Source organism: Pseudomonas sp. GG8 (genome assembly GCF_052976945.1).
Genome location: NZ_JBRIIP010000001.1, coordinates 5,552,281 through 5,578,509 on the forward strand (window position 1 = coordinate 5,552,281; position 26,229 = coordinate 5,578,509).

The 26,229-nt window shown below is 59.2% G+C and carries 23 protein-coding genes; 12 read left to right on the forward strand and 11 right to left on the reverse strand.

Annotated features, from left to right (window positions below):
- Positions 1-75 precede the first annotated feature (75 nt).
- The 7 genes from glyA (at position 76) to fdhA (ending at position 8,865) form a co-directional block, all read left to right on the forward strand.
- Complete coding sequence (gene glyA / locus ACVBEG_RS26170; RefSeq protein WP_322182635.1) at positions 76-1,329, forward strand: serine hydroxymethyltransferase; 1,254 nt, start codon at positions 76-78, stop codon at positions 1,327-1,329.
- 15 nt (positions 1,330-1,344) lie between these two features.
- Positions 1,345-2,595 carry a sarcosine oxidase subunit beta family protein gene (locus ACVBEG_RS26175; protein ID WP_219064046.1) on the forward strand — a complete coding sequence of 417 codons (1,251 nt, stop codon included), beginning with the start codon at positions 1,345-1,347 and terminating at the stop codon, positions 2,593-2,595.
- A 22-nt stretch (positions 2,596-2,617) separates the two neighbouring features.
- On the forward strand, positions 2,618-2,932 hold the full coding sequence (locus tag ACVBEG_RS26180) for a sarcosine oxidase subunit delta (protein WP_219064047.1): 315 nt from the start codon (positions 2,618-2,620) through the stop codon (positions 2,930-2,932).
- Positions 2,929-5,946: a sarcosine oxidase subunit alpha gene (locus tag ACVBEG_RS26185; RefSeq protein ID WP_322182632.1), complete on the forward strand. Its 3,018-nt coding sequence runs from the start codon at positions 2,929-2,931 to the stop codon at positions 5,944-5,946. The genes ACVBEG_RS26180 and ACVBEG_RS26185 overlap by 4 nt, the downstream gene beginning before the upstream one ends.
- A 62-nt stretch (positions 5,947-6,008) precedes the next feature.
- Positions 6,009-6,641, forward strand: coding sequence for a sarcosine oxidase subunit gamma (locus ACVBEG_RS26190; RefSeq protein WP_322182630.1), 633 nt, complete (start codon positions 6,009-6,011; stop codon positions 6,639-6,641).
- An 87-nt stretch (positions 6,642-6,728) separates the two neighbouring features.
- On the forward strand, positions 6,729-7,586 hold the full coding sequence (gene purU / locus ACVBEG_RS26195; protein WP_322182628.1) for a formyltetrahydrofolate deformylase: 858 nt from the start codon (positions 6,729-6,731) through the stop codon (positions 7,584-7,586).
- A 79-nt stretch (positions 7,587-7,665) separates the two neighbouring features.
- Positions 7,666-8,865: a formaldehyde dehydrogenase, glutathione-independent gene (fdhA, locus tag ACVBEG_RS26200; RefSeq protein ID WP_219064051.1), complete on the forward strand. Its 1,200-nt coding sequence runs from the start codon at positions 7,666-7,668 to the stop codon at positions 8,863-8,865.
- Between the two features lie 77 nt (positions 8,866-8,942).
- Here fdhA and ACVBEG_RS26205 read toward each other — a convergent pair whose 3' ends face one another.
- Positions 8,943-9,617 carry an anti-sigma factor gene (locus ACVBEG_RS26205; RefSeq protein ID WP_322182624.1) on the reverse strand — a complete coding sequence of 225 codons (675 nt, stop codon included), beginning with the start codon at positions 9,615-9,617 and terminating at the stop codon, positions 8,943-8,945.
- Entirely contained in the window at positions 9,614-10,252 is a 639-nt protein-coding gene (locus ACVBEG_RS26210) for a sigma-70 family RNA polymerase sigma factor (protein ID WP_407074605.1), read from the reverse strand. Before ACVBEG_RS26210 ends, ACVBEG_RS26205 begins: the two co-directional genes overlap by 4 nt.
- Before the next feature lie 172 nt (positions 10,253-10,424).
- Between ACVBEG_RS26210 and ACVBEG_RS26215 the strand changes: the two genes are divergently transcribed.
- Together ACVBEG_RS26215 and rloA2 are read left to right on the forward strand one after the other, a co-directional pair.
- Complete coding sequence (locus ACVBEG_RS26215) at positions 10,425-10,970, forward strand: DUF2780 domain-containing protein (RefSeq protein ID WP_322182622.1); 546 nt, start codon at positions 10,425-10,427, stop codon at positions 10,968-10,970.
- A gap of 138 nt (positions 10,971-11,108) precedes the next feature.
- Complete coding sequence (gene rloA2 / locus ACVBEG_RS26220) at positions 11,109-11,606, forward strand: retropepsin-like aspartic peptidase RloA2 (RefSeq protein ID WP_322182620.1); 498 nt, start codon at positions 11,109-11,111, stop codon at positions 11,604-11,606.
- Between the two features lie 65 nt (positions 11,607-11,671).
- Here the strand turns inward: rloA2 and ACVBEG_RS26225 are convergent, their stop codons facing one another.
- The 3 genes from ACVBEG_RS26225 to ACVBEG_RS26235 all read right to left on the reverse strand — a co-directional run bounded on the left by ACVBEG_RS26225 (position 11,672) and on the right by ACVBEG_RS26235 (position 15,166).
- A complete protein-coding gene (locus ACVBEG_RS26225) occupies positions 11,672-12,301 on the reverse strand; it encodes a glutathione S-transferase (RefSeq protein WP_322182618.1) in 630 nt (209 codons plus the stop codon).
- Positions 12,302-12,521: 220 nt separating this feature from the next.
- Positions 12,522-13,229 carry a 3'-5' exonuclease gene (locus ACVBEG_RS26230; RefSeq protein WP_322182907.1) on the reverse strand — a complete coding sequence of 236 codons (708 nt, stop codon included), beginning with the start codon at positions 13,227-13,229 and terminating at the stop codon, positions 12,522-12,524.
- A gap of 2 nt (positions 13,230-13,231) precedes the next feature.
- Positions 13,232-15,166 carry a putative nucleotidyltransferase substrate binding domain-containing protein gene (locus tag ACVBEG_RS26235; protein WP_322218371.1) on the reverse strand — a complete coding sequence of 645 codons (1,935 nt, stop codon included), beginning with the start codon at positions 15,164-15,166 and terminating at the stop codon, positions 13,232-13,234.
- Between the two features lie 262 nt (positions 15,167-15,428).
- On the opposite strand from ACVBEG_RS26235, the gene ACVBEG_RS26240 reads away from it, so the two are divergent.
- The gene (locus ACVBEG_RS26240) at positions 15,429-15,875 is read left to right on the forward strand and encodes a response regulator (RefSeq protein WP_447108420.1); all 447 of its coding nucleotides are present in this window, start codon (positions 15,429-15,431) and stop codon (positions 15,873-15,875) included.
- Positions 15,876-15,990: 115 nt separating this feature from the next.
- On the opposite strand, the gene ACVBEG_RS26245 is transcribed toward ACVBEG_RS26240, so the two are convergent.
- Positions 15,991-18,168, reverse strand: coding sequence for a malate synthase G (locus tag ACVBEG_RS26245; protein ID WP_322218365.1), 2,178 nt, complete (start codon positions 18,166-18,168; stop codon positions 15,991-15,993).
- Positions 18,169-18,647: 479 nt separating this feature from the next.
- Here ACVBEG_RS26245 and ACVBEG_RS26250 point away from each other — a divergent pair, with 479 nt between their 5' ends.
- Entirely contained in the window at positions 18,648-19,166 is a 519-nt protein-coding gene (locus ACVBEG_RS26250) for a glycine cleavage system protein R (RefSeq protein WP_322182609.1), read from the forward strand.
- 236 nt (positions 19,167-19,402) lie between these two features.
- Here ACVBEG_RS26250 and rarD read toward each other — a convergent pair whose 3' ends face one another.
- The 5 genes from rarD to ACVBEG_RS26275 all read right to left on the reverse strand — a co-directional run bounded on the left by rarD (position 19,403) and on the right by ACVBEG_RS26275 (position 25,030).
- Positions 19,403-20,284 carry an EamA family transporter RarD gene (rarD, locus tag ACVBEG_RS26255; protein WP_322182607.1) on the reverse strand — a complete coding sequence of 294 codons (882 nt, stop codon included), beginning with the start codon at positions 20,282-20,284 and terminating at the stop codon, positions 19,403-19,405.
- 97 nt (positions 20,285-20,381) lie between these two features.
- Positions 20,382-21,356, reverse strand: a complete 975-nt coding sequence (locus ACVBEG_RS26260; protein ID WP_322182605.1) for a serine/threonine protein kinase — start codon at positions 21,354-21,356, stop codon at positions 20,382-20,384.
- Between the two features lie 105 nt (positions 21,357-21,461).
- On the reverse strand, positions 21,462-23,369 hold the full coding sequence (locus ACVBEG_RS26265; RefSeq protein WP_322182603.1) for a PhoX family protein: 1,908 nt from the start codon (positions 23,367-23,369) through the stop codon (positions 21,462-21,464).
- An 81-nt stretch (positions 23,370-23,450) separates the two neighbouring features.
- Complete coding sequence (locus ACVBEG_RS26270; RefSeq protein WP_322218361.1) at positions 23,451-24,215, reverse strand: TOBE domain-containing protein; 765 nt, start codon at positions 24,213-24,215, stop codon at positions 23,451-23,453.
- Between the two features lie 80 nt (positions 24,216-24,295).
- On the reverse strand, positions 24,296-25,030 hold the full coding sequence (locus ACVBEG_RS26275; RefSeq protein WP_322182599.1) for a ComF family protein: 735 nt from the start codon (positions 25,028-25,030) through the stop codon (positions 24,296-24,298).
- 102 nt (positions 25,031-25,132) lie between these two features.
- Here ACVBEG_RS26275 and bioB point away from each other — a divergent pair, with 102 nt between their 5' ends.
- Positions 25,133-26,191, forward strand: a complete 1,059-nt coding sequence (gene bioB, locus ACVBEG_RS26280; RefSeq protein ID WP_219064559.1) for a biotin synthase BioB — start codon at positions 25,133-25,135, stop codon at positions 26,189-26,191.
- Positions 26,192-26,229: the final 38 nt, after the last annotated feature.

Below are 26,229 nucleotides of genomic sequence, written 5' to 3' on the forward strand. Positions count from 1 at the left end.
TAACATCGCATCCAAAGGGCACTCTACACGCCCTATCGATAAGTCAGGCGCAGCGCCGCCGCTGGGAGAACCGCGATGTTCAGCAAGCAAGACAAAATCCAAGGCTATGACGATGTACTGTTGGCGGCGATGAATGCTGAAGAGCAACGCCAGGAAGACCACATCGAGCTGATCGCTTCGGAAAACTACACCAGCAAACGCGTGATGGAAGCCCAGGGCAGCGGCCTGACCAATAAATACGCAGAAGGCTATCCGGGCAAGCGCTACTACGGTGGTTGCGAGCATGTGGACAAGGTCGAGCAGTTGGCCATTGATCGCGCCAAACAGCTGTTCGGCGCCGATTACGCGAACGTCCAGCCGCACTCCGGCAGCCAGGCCAACGCCGCTGTCTATCTGGCCCTGCTGCAAGCGGGCGACACCGTGCTGGGCATGAGCCTGGCCCACGGCGGTCACCTGACCCACGGCGCCAAAGTCAGCTTCTCCGGCAAACTGTACAACGCTGTGCAATATGGCATCGACACCGCCACCGGCTTGATCGATTACGACGAAGTCGAGCGCATCGCCGTTGAATGCAAGCCAAAAATGATCATTGCCGGTTTCTCGGCCTACTCGAAAACCCTGGATTTCCCACGCTTCCGCGCCATCGCCGACAAAGTGGGCGCCTATCTGTTTGTTGATATGGCCCACGTGGCCGGTCTGGTTGCTGCTGGCCTGTACCCGAACCCGCTGCCGTACGCCGACGTGGTGACCACCACGACCCATAAAACCCTGCGCGGTCCACGTGGCGGCCTGATCCTGGCCAAAGCCAACGAAGAGATCGAGAAGAAACTCAACTCTGCAGTATTCCCTGGTGGTCAGGGCGGCCCGTTGATGCACGTTATCGCGGCCAAGGCCGTGTGTTTCAAGGAAGCGCTGGAGCCAGGGTTCAAGGTCTATCAGCAACAAGTGATCGATAACGCAAAGGCGATGGCGAAGGTGTTCATCGACCGTGGTTACGACGTGGTGTCCGGCGGTACCGACTGCCACCTGTTCCTGGTCAGTCTGATCCGTCAGGGCCTCACCGGTAAAGACGCCGACGCCGCCTTGGGTCGTGCGCACATCACCGTGAACAAGAACTCCGTACCGAACGATCCACAATCGCCGTTCGTGACTTCGGGTCTGCGTATCGGCACCCCGGCCGTCACCACGCGAGGTTTCAAAGTTCCACAATGTGTCGAACTGGCCGGCTGGGTCTGTGACATTCTCGACAACCTCGGCGATGCAGATGTCGAGGCCAATGTCGCCAGCCAGGTTGCGGCACTGTGCGCCGATTTCCCGGTTTATCGCTGAGTCAGGAGTAGCCCCATGCAGCATTACTCAGGCTTCGGCCTCTTCAAGCACTCTCTCAGCCACCACGAAAACTGGCAGCGCATGTGGCGCACGCCGACCCCGAAAAAAGTCTACGACGTGGTCATCGTCGGCGGCGGCGGTCATGGTTTGGCGACTGCGTATTACCTGGCCAAGGAGCACGGCATCACCAACGTGGCCGTGGTCGAGAAAGGCTGGCTGGGCGGCGGTAATACCGCACGCAACACCACCATCGTGCGCTCCAACTACCTCTGGGATGAGTCGGCGCACCTGTACGAACACGCGATGAAACTGTGGGAAGGCCTGTCGCAGGACATCAACTACAACGTGATGTTCTCTCAACGCGGCGTGTACAACCTGTGCCACACCCTGCAAGACATTCGTGACTCGGAACGCCGGGTCAGCGCCAACCGCCTCAATGGCGTGGATGGCGAGTTGCTCAATGCCAAACAGGTCGCGGAAGAAATCCCGTACCTGGATTGCTCGAAAAACACCCGTTACCCGATCATTGGCGCGACGGTTCAGCGCCGTGGCGGCGTAGCTCGTCACGATGCCGTGGCCTGGGGTTTTGCGCGTGCCGCCGACGCCTTGGGCGTCGACCTGATTCAACAGACCGAAGTGATCGGTTTCCGTAAGGAAAACGGCGTGTGCATCGGCGTCGAGACCAACAAAGGCTTCATCGGCGCCAAGCGCGTCGGCGTGGTGACGGCCGGTAACTCCGGGCACATGGCGAAACTGGCCGGCTTCCGCTTGCCGATTGAATCCCATCCGCTGCAAGCGCTGGTGTCCGAGCCGATCAAACCGATTATCGACAGCGTGATCATGTCCAACGCGGTTCACGGATACATCAGCCAGTCGGACAAAGGCGACCTGGTGATTGGTGCCGGTATCGACGGCTACAACGGTTACGGCCAGCGCGGTTCGTACCCGGTGATTGAGCATACTATTCAAGCCATCGTCGAGATGTTTCCGGTCCTGTCCCGGGTGCGCATGAACCGTCAGTGGGGCGGCATCGTCGACACCACGCCGGACGCCTGCCCGATCATTTCCAAAACACCCGTGCCGAATATGTTCTTTAACTGCGGTTGGGGCACCGGTGGCTTCAAGGCCACGCCGGGCTCGGGCAACGTATTTGCCGCCAGTCTCGCCAAAGGTGAAATGCACCCCTTGGCCAAGCCATTCTCCATCGACCGTTTCCACAACGGTGCGCTGATCGACGAACACGGCGCCGCGGCCGTAGCTCACTAAGCCCACTACAGGAGAAATACCTATGTTGCACATCTTCTGTCCTCACTGTGGCGAACTGCGCTCCGAAGAGGAATTCCACGCGTCGGGCCAGGCTCATATCCCGCGTCCGCTGGACCCGAACGCCTGCACCGATGAGCAGTGGGGCGATTACATGTTCTTCCGCGACAACCCGCGTGGGCTGCACCATGAACTGTGGAATCACGCTGCCGGTTGCCGTCAGTACTTCAACGCCACGCGTGACACCGTGACGTACGAGATTCTCGAAACCTACCCGATTGGCGCCAAGCCGCAATTCACGGCTAAAGCCGCCAGTACGCGTGCGGGAGACAAGGTATGAGCCAGAATAATCGACTGCCCAACGGCGGCCGTATCGACCGTAGCAAGGTGCTGAATTTCACCTTCAACGGTCAGCAGTATCAAGGTTTTGAAGGCGACAGCCTGGCCGCAGCATTGCTGGCCAATGGCGTCGACATCATTGGCCGCAGCTTCAAGTATTCGCGTCCTCGCGGGATTTTCGCGGCAGGTTCCGAAGAGCCGAACGCGGTGTTGCAGATCGGTGCCACTGAAGCGACCCAGATTCCTAACGTGCGAGCCACGCAACAAGCGCTGTATCAAGGTCTGGTCGCTACCAGCACCAACGGCTGGCCGAGCGTAAACACCGACGTGATGGGGATTCTTGGCAAGGTCGGTGGCAAGCTGATGCCGCCGGGCTTCTACTACAAAACCTTCATGTACCCACAATCGTTCTGGATGACCTACGAGAAGTACATCCGTAAGGCGGCGGGCCTTGGTCGCTCGCCTACCGAGAACGACCCGGACAGCTATGACGCGATGAACCAGCACTGCGACGTGCTGATCGTCGGCGCCGGCCCTGCTGGCCTGGCCGCAGCCCTGGCTGCCGGTCGCAGCGGTGCGCGGGTGATTCTGGCGGATGAGCAGGAAGAGTTTGGCGGCAGTCTGCTGGACAGCCGTGAAAGCCTGGATGGCAAACCGGCGGCCGAGTGGGTTGCCACCGTGCTGGCCGAGCTGAAAAAAATGCCGGAAGTGACCTTGCTGCCACGGGCGACGGTGAACGGCTATCACGATCATAATTTCCTGACCATTCACGAGCGTCTGGCCGATCACCTCGGTGACCGCGCGCCGATTGGTCAAGTGCGTCAGCGTATGCACCGGGTTCGCGCCAAGCGCGTGGTGTTGGCGACCGGTACTCACGAACGTCCGCTGGTGTATGGCAACAACGATGTGCCGGGCAACATGCTCGCGGGGTCCATTTCCACCTACGTCCGCCGTTATGGTGTGGCGCCTGGCAAAAAACTGGTGCTGTCGACCAACAACGATCATGCCTACCGCGTAGCGCTGGACTGGCTCGATGCCAGCCTGCAAGTGGTGGCAATCGCTGATGCCCGGAGCAATCCGCGTGGCGCACTGGTTGAAGAAGCACGGGCCAAAGGGATTCGTATCCTGACCTCCAGCGCCGTTGTCGAAGCGCGTGGCAGCAAGCATGTAACCGCTGCCCGCATTGCGGCCATCGACGTCAAAGGCCATCGCGTTACCAGCCCCGGCGAATGGCTCGATTGCGATCTGGTAGGCAGCTCTGGCGGCTATAGCCCTATCGTGCATTTGGCGTCCCACTTGGGCGGCAAGCCGATCTGGCGTGAAGACATCCTCGGTTTCGTACCGGGCGAAGCGCCGCAAAAGCGCGTCTGCGTCGGTGGCATAAACGGTGTGTACGGACTGGCTGATGCCTTGGCCGATGGTTTCGAGGGCGGCGCTCGCGCAGCCAACGAAGCAGGCTTTAGGGTGGTCGAAGGCGTCTTGCCAAAAGCACTGACCCGCCATGAAGAAGCGACTCTGGCACTGTTCCAGGTGCCGCATGAAAAAGCCACCGCACGGGCGCCGAAGCAATTCGTCGACCTGCAGAACGACGTCACCGCTGCCGCCATCGAACTGGCGACCCGCGAGGGCTTCGAGTCGGTCGAGCACGTCAAACGCTACACAGCGCTGGGCTTCGGCACCGATCAAGGCAAGCTCGGCAACGTCAACGGTCTGGCGATTGCCGCCCGTTCGCTGAAGATGTCGATCACCGACATGGGCACCACCATGTTCCGCCCGAACTACACGCCCGTTACCTTCGGCGCTGTAGCGGGTCGTCATTGCGGGCACATTTTCGAGCCGGTGCGCTTCACCGCGCTGCATGCCTGGCACGTTAAGAACGGTGCCGAGTTTGAAGACGTCGGCCAGTGGAAGCGGCCTTGGTACTTCCCGAAAAATGGCGAAGACCTGCACGCTGCCGTCAGCCGTGAATGCAAAGCCGTGCGTGCCAGCGTTGGCCTGCTCGATGCCTCCACACTGGGCAAAATCGACATTCAAGGTCCGGATGCACGTGAGTTTCTCAACCGTATCTACAGCAACGCCTGGACCAAGCTCGATGTGGGCAAGGCGCGTTACGGCCTGATGTGTAAAGAAGACGGGATGGTCTTCGACGATGGCGTGACCGCCTGTATCGCCGATAACCACTTCCTGATGACCACCACCACCGGTGGCGCTGCACGCGTGCTGCAATGGCTGGAAATCTATCAACAGACCGAATGGCCAGACCTGAAGGTGTACTTCACGTCCGTCACTGACCATTGGGCAACCCTGACCTTATCCGGCCCTAACAGCCGCAAGCTGCTCAGCGAAGTCACGGCCATCGACCTGGGCAAGGACGCTTTCCCGTTCATGACCTGGAAAGAAGGTCTGGTGGGTGGTGTGCCGGCTCGGGTGTTCCGTATCTCCTTTACCGGTGAGCTGTCGTACGAGGTCAACATCCAGGCTGACTACGCCATGGGTGTGCTGGAAAAAATCGTCGCAGCGGGCAAGCAGTACAACCTGACGCCGTACGGCACTGAAACCATGCACGTCCTGCGGGCCGAGAAGGGTTTCATTATTGTCGGTCAGGACACCGATGGCTCGATGACCCCTGACGACCTGAACATGGGCTGGTGTGTTGGCCGGACCAAACCGTTCTCGTGGCTCGGCTGGCGTGGCATGAACCGCGAAGACTGTGTGCGTGATCAACGTAAGCAGCTGGTTGGTCTGAAACCGATCGATCCGACCAAATGGCTGCCTGAAGGGGCGCAGTTGGTATTCGACACCAAACAGTCGATTCCGATGAGCATGGTCGGGCACGTGACCTCCAGTTACACCAACGGCTCACTGGGTTATTCGTTCGCGCTGGGCGTGGTCAAAGGCGGCCTGAAACGCATGGGCGAACGGGTGTTCGCACCGTTGGTCGATGGCACCGTGATCGAGGCCGAAATCGTGTCTTCGGTGTTCTTCGATCCGAAGGGTGAGCAGCAGAACGTCTAGCGATTCACCGCTCCTACACATTGGTGTTTCGGCAACACAACAGAATTCAGGACAGGTGCTCTATGACCATAGCCAACGTTTACCAACAGCGGCCAACGACCGGCGAAAAGGCCGAGTCGCCGCTGTTCCACGCCGACCTCAATAGCCTGGTTGGCAAAGGCCGCAACAACCCTGGCGTGACCTTGCGCGAGAAGAAGCTGCTGGGCCATCTGACCCTGCGTGGCGACGGCAAAGACCCGGCGTTCGTGGCCGGTGTCGCCAAGGCGCTGGGCATGGAATTGCCGGTTGCGCTGACTGTCGTTGCCAACGGCGACAGCTCACTGCAATGGCTGGGCCCGGATGAATGGCTGCTGATCGTCCCGAGTGGCGAAGAGCTGGCGACCGAACAGCGTCTGCGTGCAGCACTGGATGGGCTGCACATCGCCGTGGTCAACGTCAGCGGCGGGCAAACTCTGCTGGAACTGACCGGGCCCAAGGTTCGCGAACTGCTGATGAAATCCACCAGCTACGATGTGCACCCGAACAACTTCCCGGTGGGTAAAGCCATCGGCACGGTGTTCGCCAAGTCGCAATTGGTGATTCGCCGCACGGGTGAAGAGACCTGGGAATTGCTGATCCGCCGCTCGTTCTCCGACTACTGGTGGCTGTGGTTGCAAGACGCCAGCGCTGAGTACGGGTTGAGCATCAAGGCCTGACGCAATTCCTGTAGGAGCGGACTTGTCCGCGAAAGCGTCGGTCCCTGCAAAGAGGTTTCAACAGTACCAACAAGGAGTCACCGCCAGATGAGCCGCGCCCCCGATACATGGATTCTGACTGCCGACTGTCCGAGCGTTTTAGGCACGGTGGACGCGGTGACTCGCTATTTGTTCGAGCAGAGCTGTTACGTCACCGAGCACCATTCCTTCGATGATCGACTGTCGAGCCGGTTCTTTATCCGCGTCGAGTTTCGTCAGCCGGAGGGTTTCGATGAACAAGCTTTCCGGGTGGGCCTGGCCGCACGCGGTGCAGCCTTCGGTATGGTCTTCGAGCTGACTGCGCCCAACTATCGGCCCAAAGTGGTGATCATGGTCTCCAAGGCCGATCACTGCCTGAACGATCTGCTCTATCGCCAACGCATCGGCCAGTTGTCCATGGACGTGGTGGCGGTGATCTCCAACCACCCGGATCTGGAACCGCTGGCGCGCTGGCATGAGGTTCCTTATTACCACTTCGCCCTCGACCCCAATGACAAGCCAGCGCAGGAGCGTCAGGTCTGGCAAGTGATTCAGGAGTCCGGTGCAGAGCTGGTGATTCTTGCCCGCTACATGCAGGTGTTGTCACCCGAGCTGTGCCGTCGTCTCGACGGTTGGGCGATCAACATTCATCACTCATTGCTGCCCGGCTTCAAGGGCGCAAAACCCTACCATCAGGCTTACAACAAGGGCGTGAAACTGGTCGGTGCAACGGCGCATTACATCAACAACGACCTCGACGAAGGCCCGATCATTGCCCAGGGCGTCGAAGCGGTCGATCACAGCCACTACCCCGAAGACCTGATCGCCAAAGGCCGGGATGTCGAGGCCCAGACGTTGGCGAGGGCAGTGGGTTATCACATCGAGCGGCGCGTGTTCTTGAACGCGAATCGCACGGTGGTTCTTTAGTACCGAGGTGCTGCGAAGACGGCACCACAGACAACATCAATTCAACGCTCCATTAAAAAAATAACAGCGAGGTGAAAGCATGTCTGGTAATCGTGGTGTGGTGTATCTCGGCGGCGGCAAGGTCGAAGTACAAACAATTCCTTTCCCGAAAATGCAAAACCCACAAGGCAAACGCATTGATCACGGTGTGATCCTGCGTGTGGTGTCGACCAACATCTGCGGCTCGGACCAACACATGGTACGCGGCCGTACCACGGCACAGACCGGTCTGGTACTGGGCCATGAAATCACCGGCGAAGTGATCGAAGCCGGTCGCGATGTTGAAAACCTCAAGGTCGGTGATCTGGTTTCCGTGCCGTTCAACGTGGCGTGCGGTCGTTGCCGCAGCTGTAAAGAGCAAAACACCGGCGTGTGCCTGACCGTCAACCCGGCGCGTCCGGGCGGTGCTTACGGTTATGTCGACATGGGTGACTGGGTCGGCGGCCAGGCTGAATATGTGTTGGTACCGTATGCCGACTTCAACCTGCTGAAACTCCCGGACCGCGACGCGGCGATGGAAAAAATCCGCGACCTGACCTGTCTCTCCGACATTCTGCCGACCGGTTATCACGGCGCAGTGACGGCAGGTGTTGGCCCAGGCAGCACCGTGTATGTTGCGGGCGCGGGCCCTGTGGGTCTGGCCGCTGCTGCTTCTGCGCGCTTGCTCGGCGCTGCGGTAGTGATCATCGGCGACGTCAACCCGGTTCGCTTGATTCACGCCAAGGCTCAAGGCTTCGAAGTCGCCGACCTGTCGCTGGACACACCACTGCACGAGCAAATCGCTGCGCTGCTGGGCGAACCGGAAGTGGACTGTGCTATCGACGCCGTAGGCTTCGAAGCCCGTGGTCACGGTCATGACGGTGTGAAACACGAAGCACCGGCTACGGTTCTGAACTCACTGATGGGTGTGGTCCGCGTTGCAGGCAAAATCGGTATTCCGGGCCTGTACGTCACCGAAGATCCAGGCGCAGTCGACGCTGCCGCGAAAATGGGCAGCTTGAGCATCCGCCTGGGTCTGGGCTGGGCTAAATCCCACAGTTTCCACACCGGCCAAACCCCTGTCATGAAATACAACCGCCAACTGATGCAAGCCATCATGTGGGACCGGATCAAAATCGCAGACATCGTCGGCGTCGAAGTCATCAGCCTCGACGAAGCTCCTCGCGGTTACGGCGAGTTCGATGCCGGCGTACCGAAGAAGTTTGTGATTGATCCGCACAAGTTGTTCAGTGCTGCTTAAGTTTGTTTCATAAATAGAAAGGGCGACTTTATGTCGCCCTTTCTATTTATGAATTCAGACCCCACAGCGTGTTCTGATCAAAGCCCCGCCAATGCCCCTTTGTACAACACCGGCCCAGTAGGTTGTCCGGTGGGTGAGCCGCCTTCGGGTTCCAGGCTGACGGCCAGAGTGACAGGTGCAACGAGCAGTTTTTGTTGGCTTTCGCTCAGGATGATCCGGCCTTTGCCGTGTGCGGGCAACAGGCCGAGGGAGACCGGTTTTCCATCTGCCGGGATGGCCCACAGCTCCAGGCTGCGCCCCGTTTCGACGGAAGGCAGGGCCAGGGGCGCGACGTTCAGATAGTGGCTGTAGGCCTGAACACTGATCGCGGGTTGCTGATTGACCGCCATCAGTGTGGCGCTGTAGTTGAGGGTGTCGCGGTTGTAGAGGACGCCCGCGATGATTGCGACGACGAGTGAGCAGGCGACGGCGGTCACGCGCAGCCAGTTCCAGAACGGACGTTTGGCCGGGATGTGCAGTTTTTGCGGGTCGATCCGGGCCTCGATGGCGTGCCAGACGTGGTCGGGCACTGGGTGTTCTGGCAGTGGGGCGGTGAGCGTGGCAAGGGTGGTCTGCCACTGCGCCAGTTCGGCGCGCAAGCCTGGATCGTCCAGCAGCAGGTGTTCGAATCGGCGGCGCGCGGTAAGCGGCATCAAGCCAATGGCATAGTCGGCGGCGAGGGCGCGGCGTAGAGCAGGTTGTTGGTAATTCATGATTCAAGGCACCTGCGCAGGCGCTCCATGCCTCGGCGAATCCAGGACTTTACTGAACCGAGCGGCGCCGCCAATTGCATGGCCAGATCGGCATAGGACACCCCCTGGAAATAAGCAGTGACGATCGATGTGCGCTGCATGCCTTCAAGCATATCCAGGCAGTGCTGCAACGCCTGTGCTTCACGTTGACTGTCGAGTTGTTCGTGGGCACTCGGGCTGTCGTCGAAGAGTATGTCTGCTTGTTCTTCGGTGAGCGGTACTTCACGGTGTTTGCGCAACTGGTCAATGGCCTGATTGCGGGTGATGCTGATCATCCACGTCATCGGTGCCGACAGATTGCCGTCGTAACGCGAGGCGTTGTGCCAGATGCGCACAAAGCTTTCCTGCAACACTTCTTCGGCCAGATCACTACGGTTCATGCAACGCAGGGCGACAGCGAACAGGCGTTTTGAAACCCGTCGATAGAGATTTTCAAAAGCTTGCCGGTTACCGAGTGTGCATTCAGCCAGCAGTTGCCGGAGTTCATCGGCGTCGTCAGAGGAAATAGTGGTTCTCCAGACAAGGTGAAGAGGTGCGCTGTGCAGTTTGCCAAGTCCATGGCAGGGTAGTCCAGATTGAGCCGCTGTTCCATCCACCCAGGAGCTCTCTTTCTTGTCGATGGAGAAGCGGGGATGCCCAATCAGGCAGCCCGGCTCAAGGGTGTTTTAACCGGACGGCGCAAGGGAACAATCAGGCTTATGTTGTGGTCAAACTGTTCAGTTTTATGCCGGCAATTCGCCGGACTCCATGGCTGACGAGGTTGTTTGTATGAAGGTTTCACGCGGTTTTGCACTGGCTACGCTAATGACTTTGGCGGCGAACTCGGTCTTCGCTTTCAATCTGAGTGATGCGGCCAACGTGGTTTCAGGAGCTGCCGGGGGCAATCAGAACGTCGCGCCTACGCCTCAAACGACCGATTTGCTCAGTACCTTGGGAACGCTCAACGTGACCCCTGAACAAGCCGTCGGCGGTACCGGCGCGTTATTGGGCCTGGCCAAGAATAAATTGAGCGGCAACGACTATTCACAGCTGACCAAGTCTGTCCCGGGTCTGGATCAATTGTCCGGTGCTGGCGCGTTGGGCAGTTTGGGCAGTTTGGGCGGTCTGATGGGAAACTCGGGTGGTTCGGCGGTGACCGGCGCGCTGGGCAACGTCAAGAGCATGGCGGACGTCAACTCGGCGTTCGGTGCGCTGGGCATGGACAGCAGTATGGTGGGCCAGTTCGCCCCGTTGATCCTGCAATACCTGGGTCAGCAAGGCGCCAGCGGTTCAGCGCTGCAAAGCTTGGGTAGCCTGTGGAATGTCGGTAGCTGAGTCACCCGTTTGACGCATCGTCGTGCAAGGCGACGGTGCGTACGTTGTCTCTGTTTACGAATGTTTCACGTGCGGGTATCTATGCTGGCGGCACGTAATTACTGCGAACAGGCTTCATCCATTTAGAGGAATCCCTACGTGAAATCAATCCTGGCCCTGTTGTCTCTGCTGGCCCTCCCTGTGATGGCCGCTGAGCCAACGTTGTACGGTCGCTACGAATACATCGGGGTACCGGAAATCGGTGAAACCCTCCAGGCGAAAATGGACACGGGCGCCCTGACTGCGTCGCTGTCGGCCAAGGACATCGAGATGTTCAAACGGGATGGCGCAGACTGGGTGCGCTTCCGCCTCGCGACCAAAGGTGCCAGCGACAAGGTCTACGAGCACAAGGTCGCGCGGATCAGCAAGATCAAGACCCGCTCCGAGGAAGATGACGAAGAAAGCGCCGATCCGAGCAAACGCCCGGTCGTCGATCTGGAACTGTGCCTGGGCAAGGTCAAGCGCACGGTCGAGGTCAACCTGACCGACCGCAGCAGCTTCAATTATCCGCTGCTGATCGGTGCCAAGGCCCTTCGTGAATTCGGTGCCGCAGTCAATCCGGCGCGTCGTTATACCGCAGACAAACCTGATTGCTGATCTGCGGCTGAGACCCTTTCGCGAAGACGGCGTGGCAGGCGTCGCCCGTCTCTGCACATAAAACCTTAAACCGGCGGCTGCGTGCTCTGCATTGATGGCCGCTGGCTGACGTCGGCAAACCAGTTGGCCAGCTGTGGGCAGCTGTTGCGCCAGTCCAGATCAGGTTGACGGAAATCCAGATAGCCCAGGGCGGCAGCGACGCTGATGGCGGCGATGTCGAAATGCGAACTGAGTTCGGCGATTGCGTTCTGTTCGAAATACGCCAGGGAGCGGCGGATTTTTTCGGCTTGGTTGTCCAGCCACAGGTCCCAGTGTTTCTCCGGCGGCCGCAGGGCGGTTTCATACCGAATCAGCAGCGCCGCATCGAGCAGCGCGTCGGCCAGAGATGCCAGGGTCAAACGTCTCCAGCGCGCCGAGCCTTCACGCGGAATCAGTGGATTGCCGACATGCTGGGTGTCGAGGTATTCGAGAATCACCCGGCTGTCATGAATCACATTGCCGTCAGCCAAACGCAGCGCCGGCAACTTGCCAGCCGGATTGTCCTGATTGAGCGCTGCGTCCGGACTGACAGGGCTGACCTGCGTCGGCAGCAACGCCACTCGATCAAGTTGCCCGGTCTCGTGCAGCAGGATCAGCACTTTGCGCGCAAAGGGCGATGCCAGGTTGTAGAACAAGGTCATGCTGGGAACGGACATGGGAATTCCTCGGATGAGACAGGAGCCTAGACTAATCAGCGTGTGGATTGTCCGCAATGACGATCCGTCAACGCGCCAACAATCCCCCGCGCACTAACACTAAGGCGTATCGGCACTCCATCCCGACCCAAGACAACATGTTCCACCCACTGTCGCGCAGATCGGCGTCACCACGCCAATCAGCTCACTTTGGGGGCTTTGGACTGAATACCAACGGCACTTAAAACGAATGAGTTTCCTGGCGTTTGCGCCAGTGGCTCAATTGTTGGTCGAGGCTTGCCGGGCTGTCGATTTGTTGGCGGCGGGCGTAGCTGAACAGAATCAGCGCCAACTCGGCGGTGACCAATGCGTCGGCGCTGGCGTGATGACGTTCGCCGGCTTGCAGGCCGAAGAACGCGGTCCAGGCGTCCAGCCCACCCTTACGAATGTGCGCCTGAGGGCAAAGCATCGGCGCCATCTCGGCGACATCGAAAAAGCTGTGCTGCAAGCGATAACCGAGGCTGTCTTTCAAGGCGCGGCCGAGCATGTGCCGGTCAAACGCCGCATGAAACGCCATTATCGGGCTACTGCCGACGAACTCCATCAGGTCCAGAAGGGCATCAGCCGGGTCGCAGCCGGCGGCAATGGCGCTGGGGCCCAGACCGTGAATCAACACGCTGGGGCTGACCTTGTGATCCGAGCGCAGCAAGGTCCGCTCGAACTGTTGAGAAAGGTCGATGGCACCGTCCTCGATCACCACCGCGCCAATCGACAGCACTTGATCACGGTTCAGGTTCAATCCCGTGGTTTCCAGGTCCAGGACCACCCAGCGTTGTTGGCGCAGCGGACTCTTGTTGAGCGCGGCACAGGGCAGTAGCTGCTCCAGCCGTTGCTGTTGGTGTGCGTTCAAGTGAGGGGCGTGCGGGCGTAGCCAACCGAATAGATTCAGATTCATAGCTGATAACGCAGCGTCAGGCTGCTTTGCAGGCGTTGGGCCTGGCGCAGCGACTCACGCAGAATTCGTCGGTCCAGGTGGTTGAGAATGTCCGGGTCGACCCGGTTGGAGTACGGCTGATTTTGCCGGCTTTGCATTTGATGTTGCTGCATGCGGGTTTGCTGAATGAAGTGATAGGCCTCTTCATAGGCGGCACCGTCGAGCGGTTCGATCACACCTTTGGCGACCAATTGACGAAAGCGTTCCAAGGTGTTGCTGGCTTCGATGCCATTGGACAAGGCCAATAGGCGGGCGCCGTCGACAAAGGGGGTCAGACCCTGGACTTTAAGGTCAAGCGTGGCTTTTTCACCGCCTTTGCGCGCGAGCACGAAGTCACGGAAGCGCCCCACGGGCGGCTGATGACGAAGCGCATTTTCGGCCATCATGCGCTGGAACAGGCGGTTGTCGGCAATTTGATCAAGAATTTCCTGGCGCAGTTGATCGGCGCCTTGCTCATTGCCCCACACCACCCGCAAGTCGAAATAAATCGTCGAGGCCAGCAGGTTTTCAGGTGTAGCCTCGCGAATGAACGCGCTGAAGCGCCGTGACCATTCCGCGCGGGACAGGCACAGGTCCGGGTTGCCGGCCATGATGTTGCCCTTGCACAGGGTAAATCCGCACTGCGCCAGGCTTTGGTTGATCTGTTGCGCCAGAGGCAATAACTTCCCACGGATATCAGCCGCGTGTGCGGCGTCGCGGGCTTCGAACAGGATGCCGTTGTCCTGGTCGGTGAGCAGCGTCTGTTCGCGACGGCCTTCACTGCCGAAGCACAGCCAGGTGAACGCGATGCCGGGGTCGCCTTTTTCTGCCAGCGTCAGCTCGATGACCCTGGACACCGTGTGGTCGTTGAGCAGGGTGATAATCTGGGTAATCTGGGTCGACGAGGCTCCGTGGGCAAGCATGCGGTCGACCAATTGCACGATTTCCCCGCGCAGGTTGACCAGGCTTTCAATGCGTGGGGCGGTGCGGATGGTCCGTGCCAAATGCACCAGGTCCACGCGTTGCAAAGAGAACAAGTCGCGCTCGGACACCACGCCGCACAAGCGCTTGTCCTTGACCAGGCAAACGTGGGCGATATGCCGTTCGGTCATAGCGATGGCGGCATCGAAGGCGGTGGCATCGGGGCTGAGAAAAAATGGCGACTGAGTCATTCGCTGTTCGATGGGTAGGCCCAAGTCCTCAACGCCATCGGCCACCACTTGGCGCAAATCACGCAGGGTAAAGATGCCCAGCGGTGTCTTGCGCTCGTCGACAATCACGATGCTGCCCACTTGCTGATCGTGCATCAGCTTGACTGCCGCCCGCAAAGGCGTGTCATGGCTGCACGTTACGGGATGACGCATGGCCAATTCGCCGAGCCGCGTGTTCAACGAATACTGCATGCCGAGGGTCTCCACGGCGCGCTGTTGAACCTGTTGATTGACTTGGTCGAGCAGGCTGCTGACCCCGCGCAAGGCGAAATCACGGAAGGTGTTGGAGAGGGCAAACAGCTTGATGAAGGCGAGCTTGTTCAGTTGCAGGCAAAAGGTGTCTTCGGCCGCCAGATGCTCGGTGCGGGTAGCCCGCTCGCCCAGCAACGCCGCCAAGGGGAAGCATTCCCCGGTGGTGATCTCGAACGTAGTTTCGGTGCCACTCTTGACTGCATGAGGGCGTTCGCCGACCACGCGACCTTGCTTGACGATGTAAAAGTGCTCTACCGGTCCCTCACTGGGCTTGATGATGCTTTCGCCCGTCGCGTAAAAACGCAGTTGGCACTGTTCGACCAGATACGCGAGGTGAGCGTTTTCCATCTGATTGAACGGGGGGAATTTTTGCAAGAACTGAATCGTGCCCTGAATGTTCTGCAACACCGCCGTTTTGCCTGCCTGGGTGAAAGCATCCGCTTTGCTCATGACCACTACCGCACTTTTTTGTCGATTTTTATCGAATGGGTTTTAGAGGTTCATGGTCGGCCGCTTGCAGGGCAGTGCCCATTGGACGTAAGTCTAGGATCGCTGAAAAATGCTTAACTTAATCCAACGGGGTTCGCATAAATTGGCGCAGTGGTTATCGTGTGTTTCGCAGGTGAGCATGGACGTAAAAAGCCGACGAGACGTACCGCGAAATCAGGGCAATCCGCTGTCTGAGCAGGGCTTTGGATAGGAATGAGAGTGTATGCCTGACCTCGATATTTTGAGCGATGAAGAGCGCGAGGCCCTCAATCAGGTGATGCAAGCGCCTGATGAGCCTGCGCAACAGCGGGTGCTGATCGTCGATGATAATAAAGACGCGCGTGAGGTATTGGCCGAGATTTCCAGCCTCAATGGCATCAGGTGTCTCACAGCGGCCAGTGGCAATATGGCGTTGAACCTGCTGAACACCCGTGAATCCATCGGTTTGTTGATCACCGATCTGAAGATGGCGCCGTGCAGTGGGCTGGACTTGATTCGTCAGGTGCGTGAGTCCGAGCGTGCGGCGCTGCCGATCATCATTGTTTCCGGCGACGCCAACGTGAAAGACGCCATCGCGGCGATGCACTTGAGTGTGGTGGATTTTTTGCTCAAACCGATCAATACCAAGCAGTTGCTGGCGTTGGTCAAGCGTGAGTTGGGGATGGAGTGAGAGGGGTGTCAGGTAGAGCGAGTACAGCTATTCGCGAGTTAATTCGCTCCCACAGAAAATCGCGATTCCCTGTGGGAAGCGAATGCGGTGTATTAGACACACCGCATTTTGCAGCTTACAGCCCGTTTTTTGCCTTGAACTCACGACGACGGCGATGCAACACCGGCTCGGTGTAACCGTTGGGTTGTTTAGTCCCTTCGATCACCAGTTCTACTGCGGCCTGGAACGCGATATTGCTATCGAAATCCGGGGCCAGCGGGCGATACAGCGGGTCGTTGGCATTCTGCCGGTCGACCACGGGTGCCATACGCTTGAGGGTTTCCAGCACCTGCGCTTCGCTGACGACGCCATGGCGCAACCAGTTGGCGATGTGTTGGCTGGAGATACGCAGCGTGGCACGGTCTTCCATCAGGCCGATGTCGTTGATGTCCGGCACTTTCGAGCAACCGACGCCTTGATCGATCCAGCGCACGACATAACCAAGGATGCCTTGGGCGTTGTTGTCCAGTTCGTTCTGGATCTCATCGGCCGTCCAGTTGGTGTTTGGCGCCAACGGGATGGTCAGGATGTCATCTATCGAGGCGCGACCGCGTTTGGCCAGTTCGGCCTGGCGGGCAAACACGTCAACCTTGTGGTAATGCAGCGCATGCAGCGCAGCAGCGGTCGGCGAAGGTACCCAAGCGGTGTTGGCGCCGGCCAGAGGGTGAGCGATTTTCTGTTCGAGCATCGCCGCCATCAGGTCAGGCATGGCCCACATGCCTTTACCGATTTGCGCACGACCTTGCAGGCCGCAGCTCAAACCGATATCGACGTTCCAGTTTTCGTAGGCAGCAATCCATTTCTCGGCTTTCATCTGTGCTTTACGCACGACTGGGCCTGCTTCCATGGAGGTGTGGATTTCGTCGCCGGTGCGGTCGAGGAAGCCGGTGTTGATGAACACCACGCGCTCACTGGCAGCCTTGATACAGGCCTTGAGGTTGACCGTGGTCCGACGCTCTTCGTCCATGATCCCGACTTTGAGCGTGTTGCGTGGCAGGTTCAGGACGTCTTCGATGCGCCCGAACAGCTCGTTGGTGAACGCCGCTTCTTCGGGGCCGTGCATTTTCGGTTTGACGATATAGACCGAACCGGTGCGGCTGTTTTTCAGCGTGCTTTTGCCGTTGAGGCTGTGGATCGCAGCAAGGCTGGTCATCAGACCGTCAAGAATACCTTCCGGAACTTCGTTGCCGTCTTTATCAAGAATGGCGTCGATGGTCATCAGGTGACCCACGTTCCGCACGAACAACAGCGAACGACCGTGCAGGCTCACGTCGCCGCCATTCGGTGCAGTGTAGGTGCGGTCGGGGTTCATGGTACGGGTGAATGTCTCGCCGCCCTTGGACACCTGTTCGGCCAGATCACCTTTCATCAGGCCCAGCCAGTTGCGGTACACCACCACTTTGTCATCAGCGTCGACGGCGGCGATCGAGTCTTCGCAGTCCATGATGGTGGTCAGCGCGGCTTCCATCAGCACGTCTTTGACGCCGGCTGCGTCGGTTTGGCCGACAGGGCTGGTGGCGTCGATCTGAATTTCGAAATGCAGACCGTTGTGCTTGAGCAAGATGGCGGTCGGTGCCTCAGCCTGACCGCGATAGCCGATCAGTTGCGCGTCGTCTTTGAGGCCGCTGTTGCTGCCGCCCTTGAGAGCGATGACCAGTTTGCCGTCAACGATTTTATAGCCGGTTGAGTCGACGTGCGAGCCAGCAGCCAGGGGCGCGGCTTCGTCGAGGAAGGCACGAGCGAAGGCAATGACCTTGTCGCCACGGACCTTGTTGTAGCCTTTGCCTTTTTCCGCACCGTCCGCTTCGCTGATGGCATCGGTGCCGTACAAAGCGTCGTACAGCGAACCCCAACGCGCATTCGAGGCGTTGAGGGCAAAGCGTGCGTTCATTACCGGCACAACGAGTTGCGGGCCGGCCATGCGGGCAATTTCATCGTCGACGTTTTGCGTCGTCAACTGGAAGTCCGCCGCTTCTGGCAGCAGATAACCTATTTCTTGCAGGAAGGCTTTATAAGCCGCAGCGTCGTGCGCAACGCCCTTGCGGGACTGGTGCCAGGCATCGATCTGCGCCTGGAAGTCATCACGCTTGGCGAGTAGGGCTTTGTTCTTCGGCGCGAGTTCATTGATGATTTTCTCTGCACCGACCCAGAACTTCGCGGCGTCGAGGCCGGTTCCAGGGATGGCTTCGTTATTCACGAAGTCGAACAGGACTTGGGCGACCTGCAGGCCACCGACTTGAACGTGTTCAGTCATTGCTTGCCTCACTCTGCTCAGCTATTCAGCTTTCTAATAAAGTCCTTGGCGTGCTCATCAAACCCCGTGCGCCAGAACATGCCATCGCTGGCGGCTGGGCTCGACCCATGCTGCTCGCACAACCGTGTGCAGCAAGGAACTACGGGTTTGTAAACGCGCCTTGGCAGACATCAATCCAATGTTATGTAGTGCTCGCTGCGGCATACTACATGATGAGTTGCGGTTGTGAAAATCAGACTAAATACGTCATTGAACGACCCGTAGTCTTGTGCGGGTCACTCCGAGGGACAGAATATTCTAAAAAAGCCTCAGGATTGTTCCAGGTGATTCTAAAACCGGCACACGATCTGCCCTTTAAATAAACCGATGATCCCTTGATGACCAAAGCGCATCCGCAGGCGTTGCCTATACTTGTCCGACAGCTCTGAAAACCCTGATTTATCGGGGCCTGGGCCCATGCAGAATAAGAGGAACCGACCGTGGATCATCTCGTACTCACTGTTTTTGCGCCTGATCAGCCAGGCCAGGTTGAGCGGATCGCCCAATGTATCGCCGAGCATGGCGGCAACTGGCTGGAAAGCCGTATGTCTCGGATGGCCGGGCAATTTGCCGGAATATTAAGAGTGGCTGTGTCTGCAGAAGGCTACGATGAGCTGGTGGTTGCCTTACAGGGCCTGTCGGCGCACGGCATTCAGGTATTGATTGCACAAGGTGGAATAGAGCAGTCCTGCACCTGGAAGCCGATCGCGATGGAGTTGGTTGGCAATGATCGCCCCGGCATCGTGCGTGACATCACGCGCTTGCTCGCTGAACAGGGCGTTAACCTCGAACGATTGATAACCGATGTCAGGCCGGCACCGATGAGCAGCGAGCCGCTGTTTCACGCCGAGGCAATTCTGGCTGTGCCGCTGACCTTGTCCCTGGATGTGCTGCAGAAACGTCTGGAGAATCTGGCGGATGATTTGATGGTCGAGTTGGTGCTTCGAGCAGAGGTTTGACGCACAGAGGGCAAAAAAGGTTATCCAAGTTATACGTGCACCTGCCTGTGGATAACCTGGGGAGACAGCGCTGCGGCCCATAGCCATCAAGGCTTTGCTGGAACTGATCAAAAAACCAACAGTTTCAATGGCTTGTGCACAAATAAGTTGAATGAGGCTGTGGATAACCTCTGGAGAGATCGCTGCAAGCCACGGCTGTCGTGGCGTGCAGGGATTTGTACGTTTTTCGATCAGTTTCAGCGGCGTGAACGCAGCCATATATCAACGCTGTACACCGCCAGTCCAGCCCAGATAAACGCAAACGTCAGCAGCGTACTGGCCGCCAAGTGCTCGCCATACACCAGAACCGCCAGCGACAGGACCAGAGTGGGCGCGATGTATTGCAGGAAGCCCAGCGTGGTGTACGGCAAATGACGCGCCGCTGCGTTGAAGCAGATCAGCGGCATGACCGTGATCGGTCCTGCGGCCGCCAGCCACCAGGCCTGAGAGGTCGTCCAGAAACTGGCTTGAGCGCTGACCGCCATTGGATTGAGCAACAACCAGCCAATCGCCAGAGGGACCAGTAACCAGGTTTCCACCACCAGGCCCGGCAATGCCGCCACGGGCGCTTTTTTGCGGATCAGTCCGTAGAAACCGAAGGTCAGTGCCAGCACCAACGACACCCACGGCAGACTGCCGACCTGCCAGACCTGCTGCGCGACCCCGACGGCGGCCAAGCCGACGGCCAGCCATTGCAGGGGCCGCAGACGTTCGCCCAAGAGCAACATGCCGAGCAACACGTTCACCAGCGGATTGATGTAATAACCGAGGCTGGCTTCAACCATGCGTCCGTTATTCACCGCCCACACATACGTCAGCCAGTTGGCCGCGATCAGGGAGCCGCTGAGCGCCAGAATCGCCAGACGGCGAGGGTTGTCGCGCAACTCACGCCACCACCCAGGGTGCTTCCAGACCAGCAGCAACAGCGAGCCGCACAGCGCGGACCAGAGCACGCGGTGAACAATGATTTCAATGGAGGGGACGGCCGCGATGGCTTTGAAATAAAGCGGAAACAGTCCCCAGGTGATGTAGGCGATAAGGCCCAGAATATACCCGCGACGCGGGTTGGCGACTTGCATGCATGTTCCTTAGGCAGCTAATTATTAGGGTGTCTGCCGTCACCGGGCGCCACTTGGAGGGTGTGGTACCCGTTCTTCAGGTTAAAGGTCCGGCGAGTCAGAACAGCTTCAACGGCTCTTCATTGAGCGCCGACATTTGTTCGCGCAAAGCGAGGATCTGGTCACCCCAATAACGTTCGGTGCCAAACCAAGGGAAGCTGTGCGGGAAGGCCGGATCGTCCCAGCGCCGCGCCAGCCATGCGCTGTAGTGCATCAGACGCAGCGCACGCAACGGCTCGATCAACGCCAGTTCGCGGGGGTTGAAGTCATGGAATTCGCCGTAGCCGTCCATCAGTTCCGAGAGTTGGCTCAGGCGCTCCTGGCGATCCCCGGCCAGCATCATCCAGATGTCCTGTGCCGCTGGACCCATGCGGCAGTCATCGAGGTCGACGATGTGGAACATCTCGTCGCGGCACATCATGTTGCCAGGGTGGCAATCGCCGTGCATGCGGATGTTGGTGTGTGGCGTGGCGGCGTACACGTCTTCGACGCGCTTGAGCAGGTCGCGGGCGACGGACTCGTAAGCCGGCAGCAGGCTGCGCGGGACGCAGTTGTTTTCCAGCAGGTACGTCAGCGAATCGTGGCCGAAATTCTTCACGCCCAAAGCTTCGCGGTGCTCGAAGGGCTTGGTTGCACCCACGGCATGGATACGGCCGAGCAGTTGGCCCAGGCGATACAGTTGATCCAGGTTGCCCGGCTCCGGCGCCCGCCCGCCACGGCGCGGAAACAAGGTGAAACGGAAGCCGGCATGTTCGTGCAGGGTTTTGCCGTTGTGCACCATCGGCGCCACCACGGGAATATCCACCGCTGCCAGTTCGAAGGTAAAGCTGTGTTCTTCGAGGATGGCTTCGTTGGTCCAGCGGTGTGGTCGATAGAACTTGGCGATCAGCGGCTGGCCGTCTTCGATGCCGACTTGATAGACGCGGTTCTCATAACTGTTCAGCGCCAGAATGCGGGCGTCGCTGAGAAAACCAATGCTTTCGACAGCGTCGAGTACCAGATCGGGCGTGAGTGTTGCAAACGGGTGGGCCATGCTTACTCCTGCGCGCAGCAGGCTGCCGCGTCGGGCCAGTCATGGTAGCGCAACGCGGATGGTTTGCGGCGACGGCGATGGTGCAGGGGCGCGCTTGCCCGCGATTCAGGCACCGACGATCCCTCCGTCGTCCCGTGTGATGACCATCACCGAGGAGCGCGGTTTGCCGTTGGGCAGGTGTTCCGGGAAGGTCGAACCGCCGTTTTCACCGGGATGCTGGATACCGACGAACAAGGCTCGCTGGTCCGGGGCGAAGCTGATGCCGGTGACTTCGCAGCCCACCGGGCCGACCATGAAACGGCGGATCTCGCCGCTGTCCGGGTCGGCGCACAGCATTTGGTTGTTGCCCATGCCAGCAAAGTCTCCGGTGTTGCTCACATCGCCATCGGTCAGAATCCACAACCGCCCGGCGTCATCGAACCCAAGCCCATCCGGGCTGTTGAACATGTTTGCCGGGGTGATGTTGCTTGAGCCGCCTTTCGGTGTACCGGCGTGGACGCTCGGGTTGCCAGCGATCAGGAACAAGTCCCAGGCGAACGTCATAGCGGCCGGATTGCCAGCGCTTTCATGCCAGCGCAGGATTTGCCCATACTGATTTTTTGCCCGCGGATTTGGACCTCCGACTGGCTGGCCGTCATCGCCGCGTTTTGCGTTATTGGTCAGCGTGCAATACACCTGGCCATCCTTTGGGCTGACCACGATCCACTCCGGACGGTCCATGCGCGTGGCGTTCACCACGCTGGCTGCCAGGCGCGCATGGATGAGTACTTCAGCCTGGTTGGCGAAACCACTGGCCGTATCGATGCCATTCTTGCCATGAGTCAGTTCGATCCACTGACCCTGTCCTCTAGGGTGATCGGGGTTGCTGTCGCCGCCATCGAAGCGCGCCGCATACAAGGTGCCGTGGTCGAGCAGGTCGCGATTGGCTTTGGGGTTCTGGTGATCGATCCTGTCGCGGCTGATGAACTTGTAAATGAACTCGCCACGCTCATCGTCGCCCATGTACACCACCGCGCGGCCATCCCTGGTTTCGGTTAGTGCGGCGTTTTCATGCTTGAAACGGCCCAGCGCGGTGCGTTTGATCGGCGTCGATGCCGGATCGAACGGGTCTATCTCGACCACCCAGCCATGCCGGTTGATCTCGTTGGGGGTCTTTGCCAGGTCGAAGCGAGGGTCGTGTGGGTGCCAGTTGATGTCTTTGCTGGCGGCCACGACACCGTAGCGTTTGAGCCCGGCGTCGAACACCTGTTCGGGATTGCTGCTGCCGAAACAATCGGTGAAGTTTTCTTCACAGGTCAGGTACGTGCCCCAGGGTGTTTTACCGTTGGCGCAGTTCTGGAAAGTGCCAAGCACGTGTTCGCCGCTGCTGTCAGCCGCCGTTTTCAGCCAGGCATGACCCGCTGCGGGGCCGCTCAGGCGGATCGGCGAATTACCGTGAATACGCCGGTTATAAGGCGAACCCTGAACGAATCGCCATTGCTCGCCCTCGCGCCGCACTTCGATGACCGACACGCCTTCACTGGCCAGGGCCTTGTGCACGTCGTCGGCGGATTGTGGGTCTTGGCCGTGATCGAACAGGTAGCGATAGTGAGTGTATTCATTGTTGATCGCCATCAACGCGCGGTGATCGTTTTCCTTGCCGGGAAACGGAAACAGACTCATGCCATCGTTGTTGTCGCCGAACTGGGCTTCTTGCGCCTTGGCGCTGCCTTTGCCGCTGGGGTCGAACGCGGGGCCATCGGTGTGCAGTGGCTGGCCCCAACTGATCAGGACCGAAGCTTTATAACCGGGCGGCAGGCTGATGCTGTCCTGGGTGGAGGCGGGGATACTGGCGAAGCCGAGGAGCGTGCTCGATGCTGCGCTGACGCTGGTGGCCAATGCGCTGCGGCTCAGCAGGTTGCCGCCCAGAAACATCGCCGCACCGCACAGGGCGCCCGCACCGATGAAGCGACGTCGACTCAGACCTATCAGCTGTTCAAGGTCGGTGGGCTGGTTGTCTTCTAATAGGCTCATGACGGGCTCCCTGCTTGGTTTGGCAGTCACCTTAGTAAGCCCACATGACGTTTATGTGTCGGTTTCGAGGTTCAGCGGTCGTTACAACGGCGTACCCAGCAGCACGCAGGACGGTGCGAACTGCGCGCGAACTGAGGCGCCTTTTTCCAGTCGCAGTGCGGAGAGCTGCGTGGGCTCGGCCAAAGAGCAAAGTGTCTGTCCGCTGGGCAATGAGATACGAACCTCACTGGGCCCGTCTTCTGCGTCGAGAATGTCTTCAATCTTTCCCGTCAAGCAATTGTGGCCGGATGTTACGGGCTGTCCGTCGCCGAGCAGCTCCAGCCATCCGGCCTTGATCAGTGCCACGACGTCGGTGCCAATCTTCAGTTCGAGCCTCAGGGTGCTTTCATGGGTGATTTGCGCATCGATGAACAGGTCGTCAGCCAGTTGCAGGCGCACCCGGTCGTTATGGCCCTGGCGAGTGATGGTTTCGATGCGACCGTGCAGTTGATTGCGCGCGCTGGTGCGCAGCATCAAACGGCTGAGCAAATCCAGATCAGCGGTTTCCTCAGTCGCTTCCAGTACCTGAGACTGCAACGCCTGCAAGCGCTGATAGAGACGCAGCACGCGCAGGCCCTCTACCGACAACTGCGCGCCGCCACCGCCACGTCCGCCGACGCTGCGCACAACCAAGGGTTCTTTCGCGAGGTTGTTCAGCTCGTCAATGGCGTCCCACGCCGCCTTGTAACTCATGCCGGCGCTTTTCGCTGCGCGGGTGATCGAACCTTGCTCGGCGATGTGCTGCAGCAGGGCAATACGCTGCGGGCGGCGGACCATGTGTTGGGTCAGGAGGAGGGGCAGGGGCATGGTGGCGGACTTTAGTGTGAGGCTTGAAGTGTAAGGCAATTCATGGCGTCGTCCCACGCGCTTGCATGAGGTATGTCCACTCAATCCTCAGGCTTGGGCGTGCGCGCCAGGCAATAGACATCGACCCTGCAGGCGCCGGCATCCATCAATAGCCGGGCAAGGGCATTGGCGGTAGCGCCGGTGGTCAGTACGTCATCGACCACCGCGAAATGACGGTCCTTTATCTGAGCGCTGTCAGCCAATGCAAAGGCCTTGCGCAGATTTTGTTTGCGGGCTTTAGCGTCGAGTCCTTGCTGAGCCGGCGTTTCCAGTACCCGGAGCAACAGGCGCTCGTCCATCGGAATGTCTACTTGAGCACCGAGCCAGCGGGCCAGCATCGCGGCTTGATTGTAGCCGCGCTGGCGCAGGCGCTTGCTGGCCAACGGCACTGGCAGCAGGCAATCCGGGCGTGGCAGGCCTTCGGCGAAGCGATAGTGCAGCGATTGCCCAAGCAATTCAGCGAGCAAGCGACCCATGGGCCATTTACCCTGATGCTTGAACCGTGTGACCAGGCTGTCGATGGGGAAGTCATAACGCCAGGGCACCACCACTTCACTGAAGGCCGGCGGGTGCCGCAGGCATTGGCCGCATGTCAGGCCAGCCATCGGCATGGGCAGGGCGCAGCGCTCGCATTGATCGCCGAGCCAGGGTAGATCGGTTTCACAGCCGGTGCAGATGGGGAAAATCGCGTCTGTGGTTTCGTCGCACAGCAAACACGATTGTTTACTTTTTAACCAGATGTAAACCTGAAACGTGCTCGGTGGTTGACAGCGCATGGCTCTTCCTTAAATATGCCGAACATCCGTGTTGCGCCTGTGGGCTTTCGGTTTTGACCCGCCGCACAGGCAATAGCCAAAGAACAAACGAGGAGCCGCCCAATGAGCGCCAGCATCACCGCCACTCTGCGTCACGACTGGACTTTAGCCGAGGTCAAAGCGCTGTTCGTACAGCCTTTCAATGACCTGTTGTTTCAGGCGCAGACCGTGCACCGCGCTCATTTCGATGCCAACCGCGTGCAGGTATCGACCCTGCTCTCGATCAAGACGGGCGCCTGCCCGGAAGATTGCAAATACTGTCCGCAGTCCGGCCACTACAACACCGGGCTGGAAAAAGAAAAATTGATGGAAGTGCAGAAAGTCCTGGAAGAGGCCGCACGCGCCAAGGCCATCGGCTCGACGCGCTTCTGCATGGGCGCGGCCTGGAAGCATCCATCGGCTAAAGACATGCCGTACGTGCTGGAGATGGTCAAAGGCGTGAAAGCCATGGGCCTGGAAACCTGCATGACCCTGGGGCGTCTCGACCAAGATCAAACCCAAGCGCTGGCCACCGCCGGTCTGGATTACTACAACCACAACCTGGACACCTCGCCGGAGTTCTACGGCAGCATCATCACCACCCGTACCTACGGCGAGCGTCTGGAGACGCTGGCCTATGTGCGTGAGTCCGGGATGAAAATCTGCTCCGGTGGCATTCTCGGCATGGGCGAGACCCTGGACGACCGTGCAGGGCTGCTGATTCAGTTGGCTAACCTGCCTGAGCATCCAGAATCGGTGCCCATCAATATGCTGGTCAAAGTTGCTGGCACGCCGCTGGAAAACGCCGATGACATCGACCCGTTCGATTTCATCCGGATGCTGGCCGTGGCGCGCATCCTCATGCCTCAGTCTCACGTGCGCTTGTCCGCTGGCCGCGAAGCGATGAACGAGCAGATGCAGGCCCTGGCCTTCTTCGCGGGTGCCAACTCGATTTTCTACGGCGACAAATTGCTGACCACCGCCAACCCTCAGGCGGACAAGGACATGCAGCTGTTCTCGCGTCTGGGCATCCTTCCTGAAGCGCGCGAAGGGCACGCGGACGAAGTGCATCAGGCGGCCATCGAGCAAGCGCTGGTCGAGCAAAAAAGCAGCGAGCTGTTCTACGACGCCGCGTCGGTCTGATCAACGTCGCCGAGCCGGTTTCGCTGGCTCGGCCTGAT

Coding starts and splice junctions, on each gene's coding strand:
- ACVBEG_RS26215 (WP_322182622.1), top strand. CDS start 10,425: ATGAAGGTTTCACGCGGTTTTGCACTGGCTACGCTAATGACTTTGGCG.
- ACVBEG_RS26180 (WP_219064047.1), top strand. CDS start 2,618: ATGTTGCACATCTTCTGTCCTCACTGTGGCGAACTGCGCTCCGAAGAG.
- purU (WP_322182628.1), top strand. CDS start 6,729: ATGAGCCGCGCCCCCGATACATGGATTCTGACTGCCGACTGTCCGAGC.
- ACVBEG_RS26185 (WP_322182632.1), top strand. CDS start 2,929: ATGAGCCAGAATAATCGACTGCCCAACGGCGGCCGTATCGACCGTAGC.
- ACVBEG_RS26270 (WP_322218361.1), bottom strand. CDS start 24,215: ATGCCCCTGCCCCTCCTCCTGACCCAACACATGGTCCGCCGCCCGCAG.
- rarD (WP_322182607.1), bottom strand. CDS start 20,284: ATGCAAGTCGCCAACCCGCGTCGCGGGTATATTCTGGGCCTTATCGCC.
- ACVBEG_RS26265 (WP_322182603.1), bottom strand. CDS start 23,369: ATGAGCCTATTAGAAGACAACCAGCCCACCGACCTTGAACAGCTGATA.
- glyA (WP_322182635.1), top strand. CDS start 76: ATGTTCAGCAAGCAAGACAAAATCCAAGGCTATGACGATGTACTGTTG.
- bioB (WP_219064559.1), top strand. CDS start 25,133: ATGAGCGCCAGCATCACCGCCACTCTGCGTCACGACTGGACTTTAGCC.
- ACVBEG_RS26245 (WP_322218365.1), bottom strand. CDS start 18,168: ATGACTGAACACGTTCAAGTCGGTGGCCTGCAGGTCGCCCAAGTCCTG.
- ACVBEG_RS26240 (WP_447108420.1), top strand. CDS start 15,429: ATGCCTGACCTCGATATTTTGAGCGATGAAGAGCGCGAGGCCCTCAAT.
- ACVBEG_RS26205 (WP_322182624.1), bottom strand. CDS start 9,617: ATGAATTACCAACAACCTGCTCTACGCCGCGCCCTCGCCGCCGACTAT.
- ACVBEG_RS26175 (WP_219064046.1), top strand. CDS start 1,345: ATGCAGCATTACTCAGGCTTCGGCCTCTTCAAGCACTCTCTCAGCCAC.
- ACVBEG_RS26235 (WP_322218371.1), bottom strand. CDS start 15,166: ATGAGCAAAGCGGATGCTTTCACCCAGGCAGGCAAAACGGCGGTGTTG.
- fdhA (WP_219064051.1), top strand. CDS start 7,666: ATGTCTGGTAATCGTGGTGTGGTGTATCTCGGCGGCGGCAAGGTCGAA.
- ACVBEG_RS26225 (WP_322182618.1), bottom strand. CDS start 12,301: ATGTCCGTTCCCAGCATGACCTTGTTCTACAACCTGGCATCGCCCTTT.
- ACVBEG_RS26190 (WP_322182630.1), top strand. CDS start 6,009: ATGACCATAGCCAACGTTTACCAACAGCGGCCAACGACCGGCGAAAAG.
- ACVBEG_RS26260 (WP_322182605.1), bottom strand. CDS start 21,356: ATGGCCCACCCGTTTGCAACACTCACGCCCGATCTGGTACTCGACGCT.
- ACVBEG_RS26275 (WP_322182599.1), bottom strand. CDS start 25,030: ATGCGCTGTCAACCACCGAGCACGTTTCAGGTTTACATCTGGTTAAAA.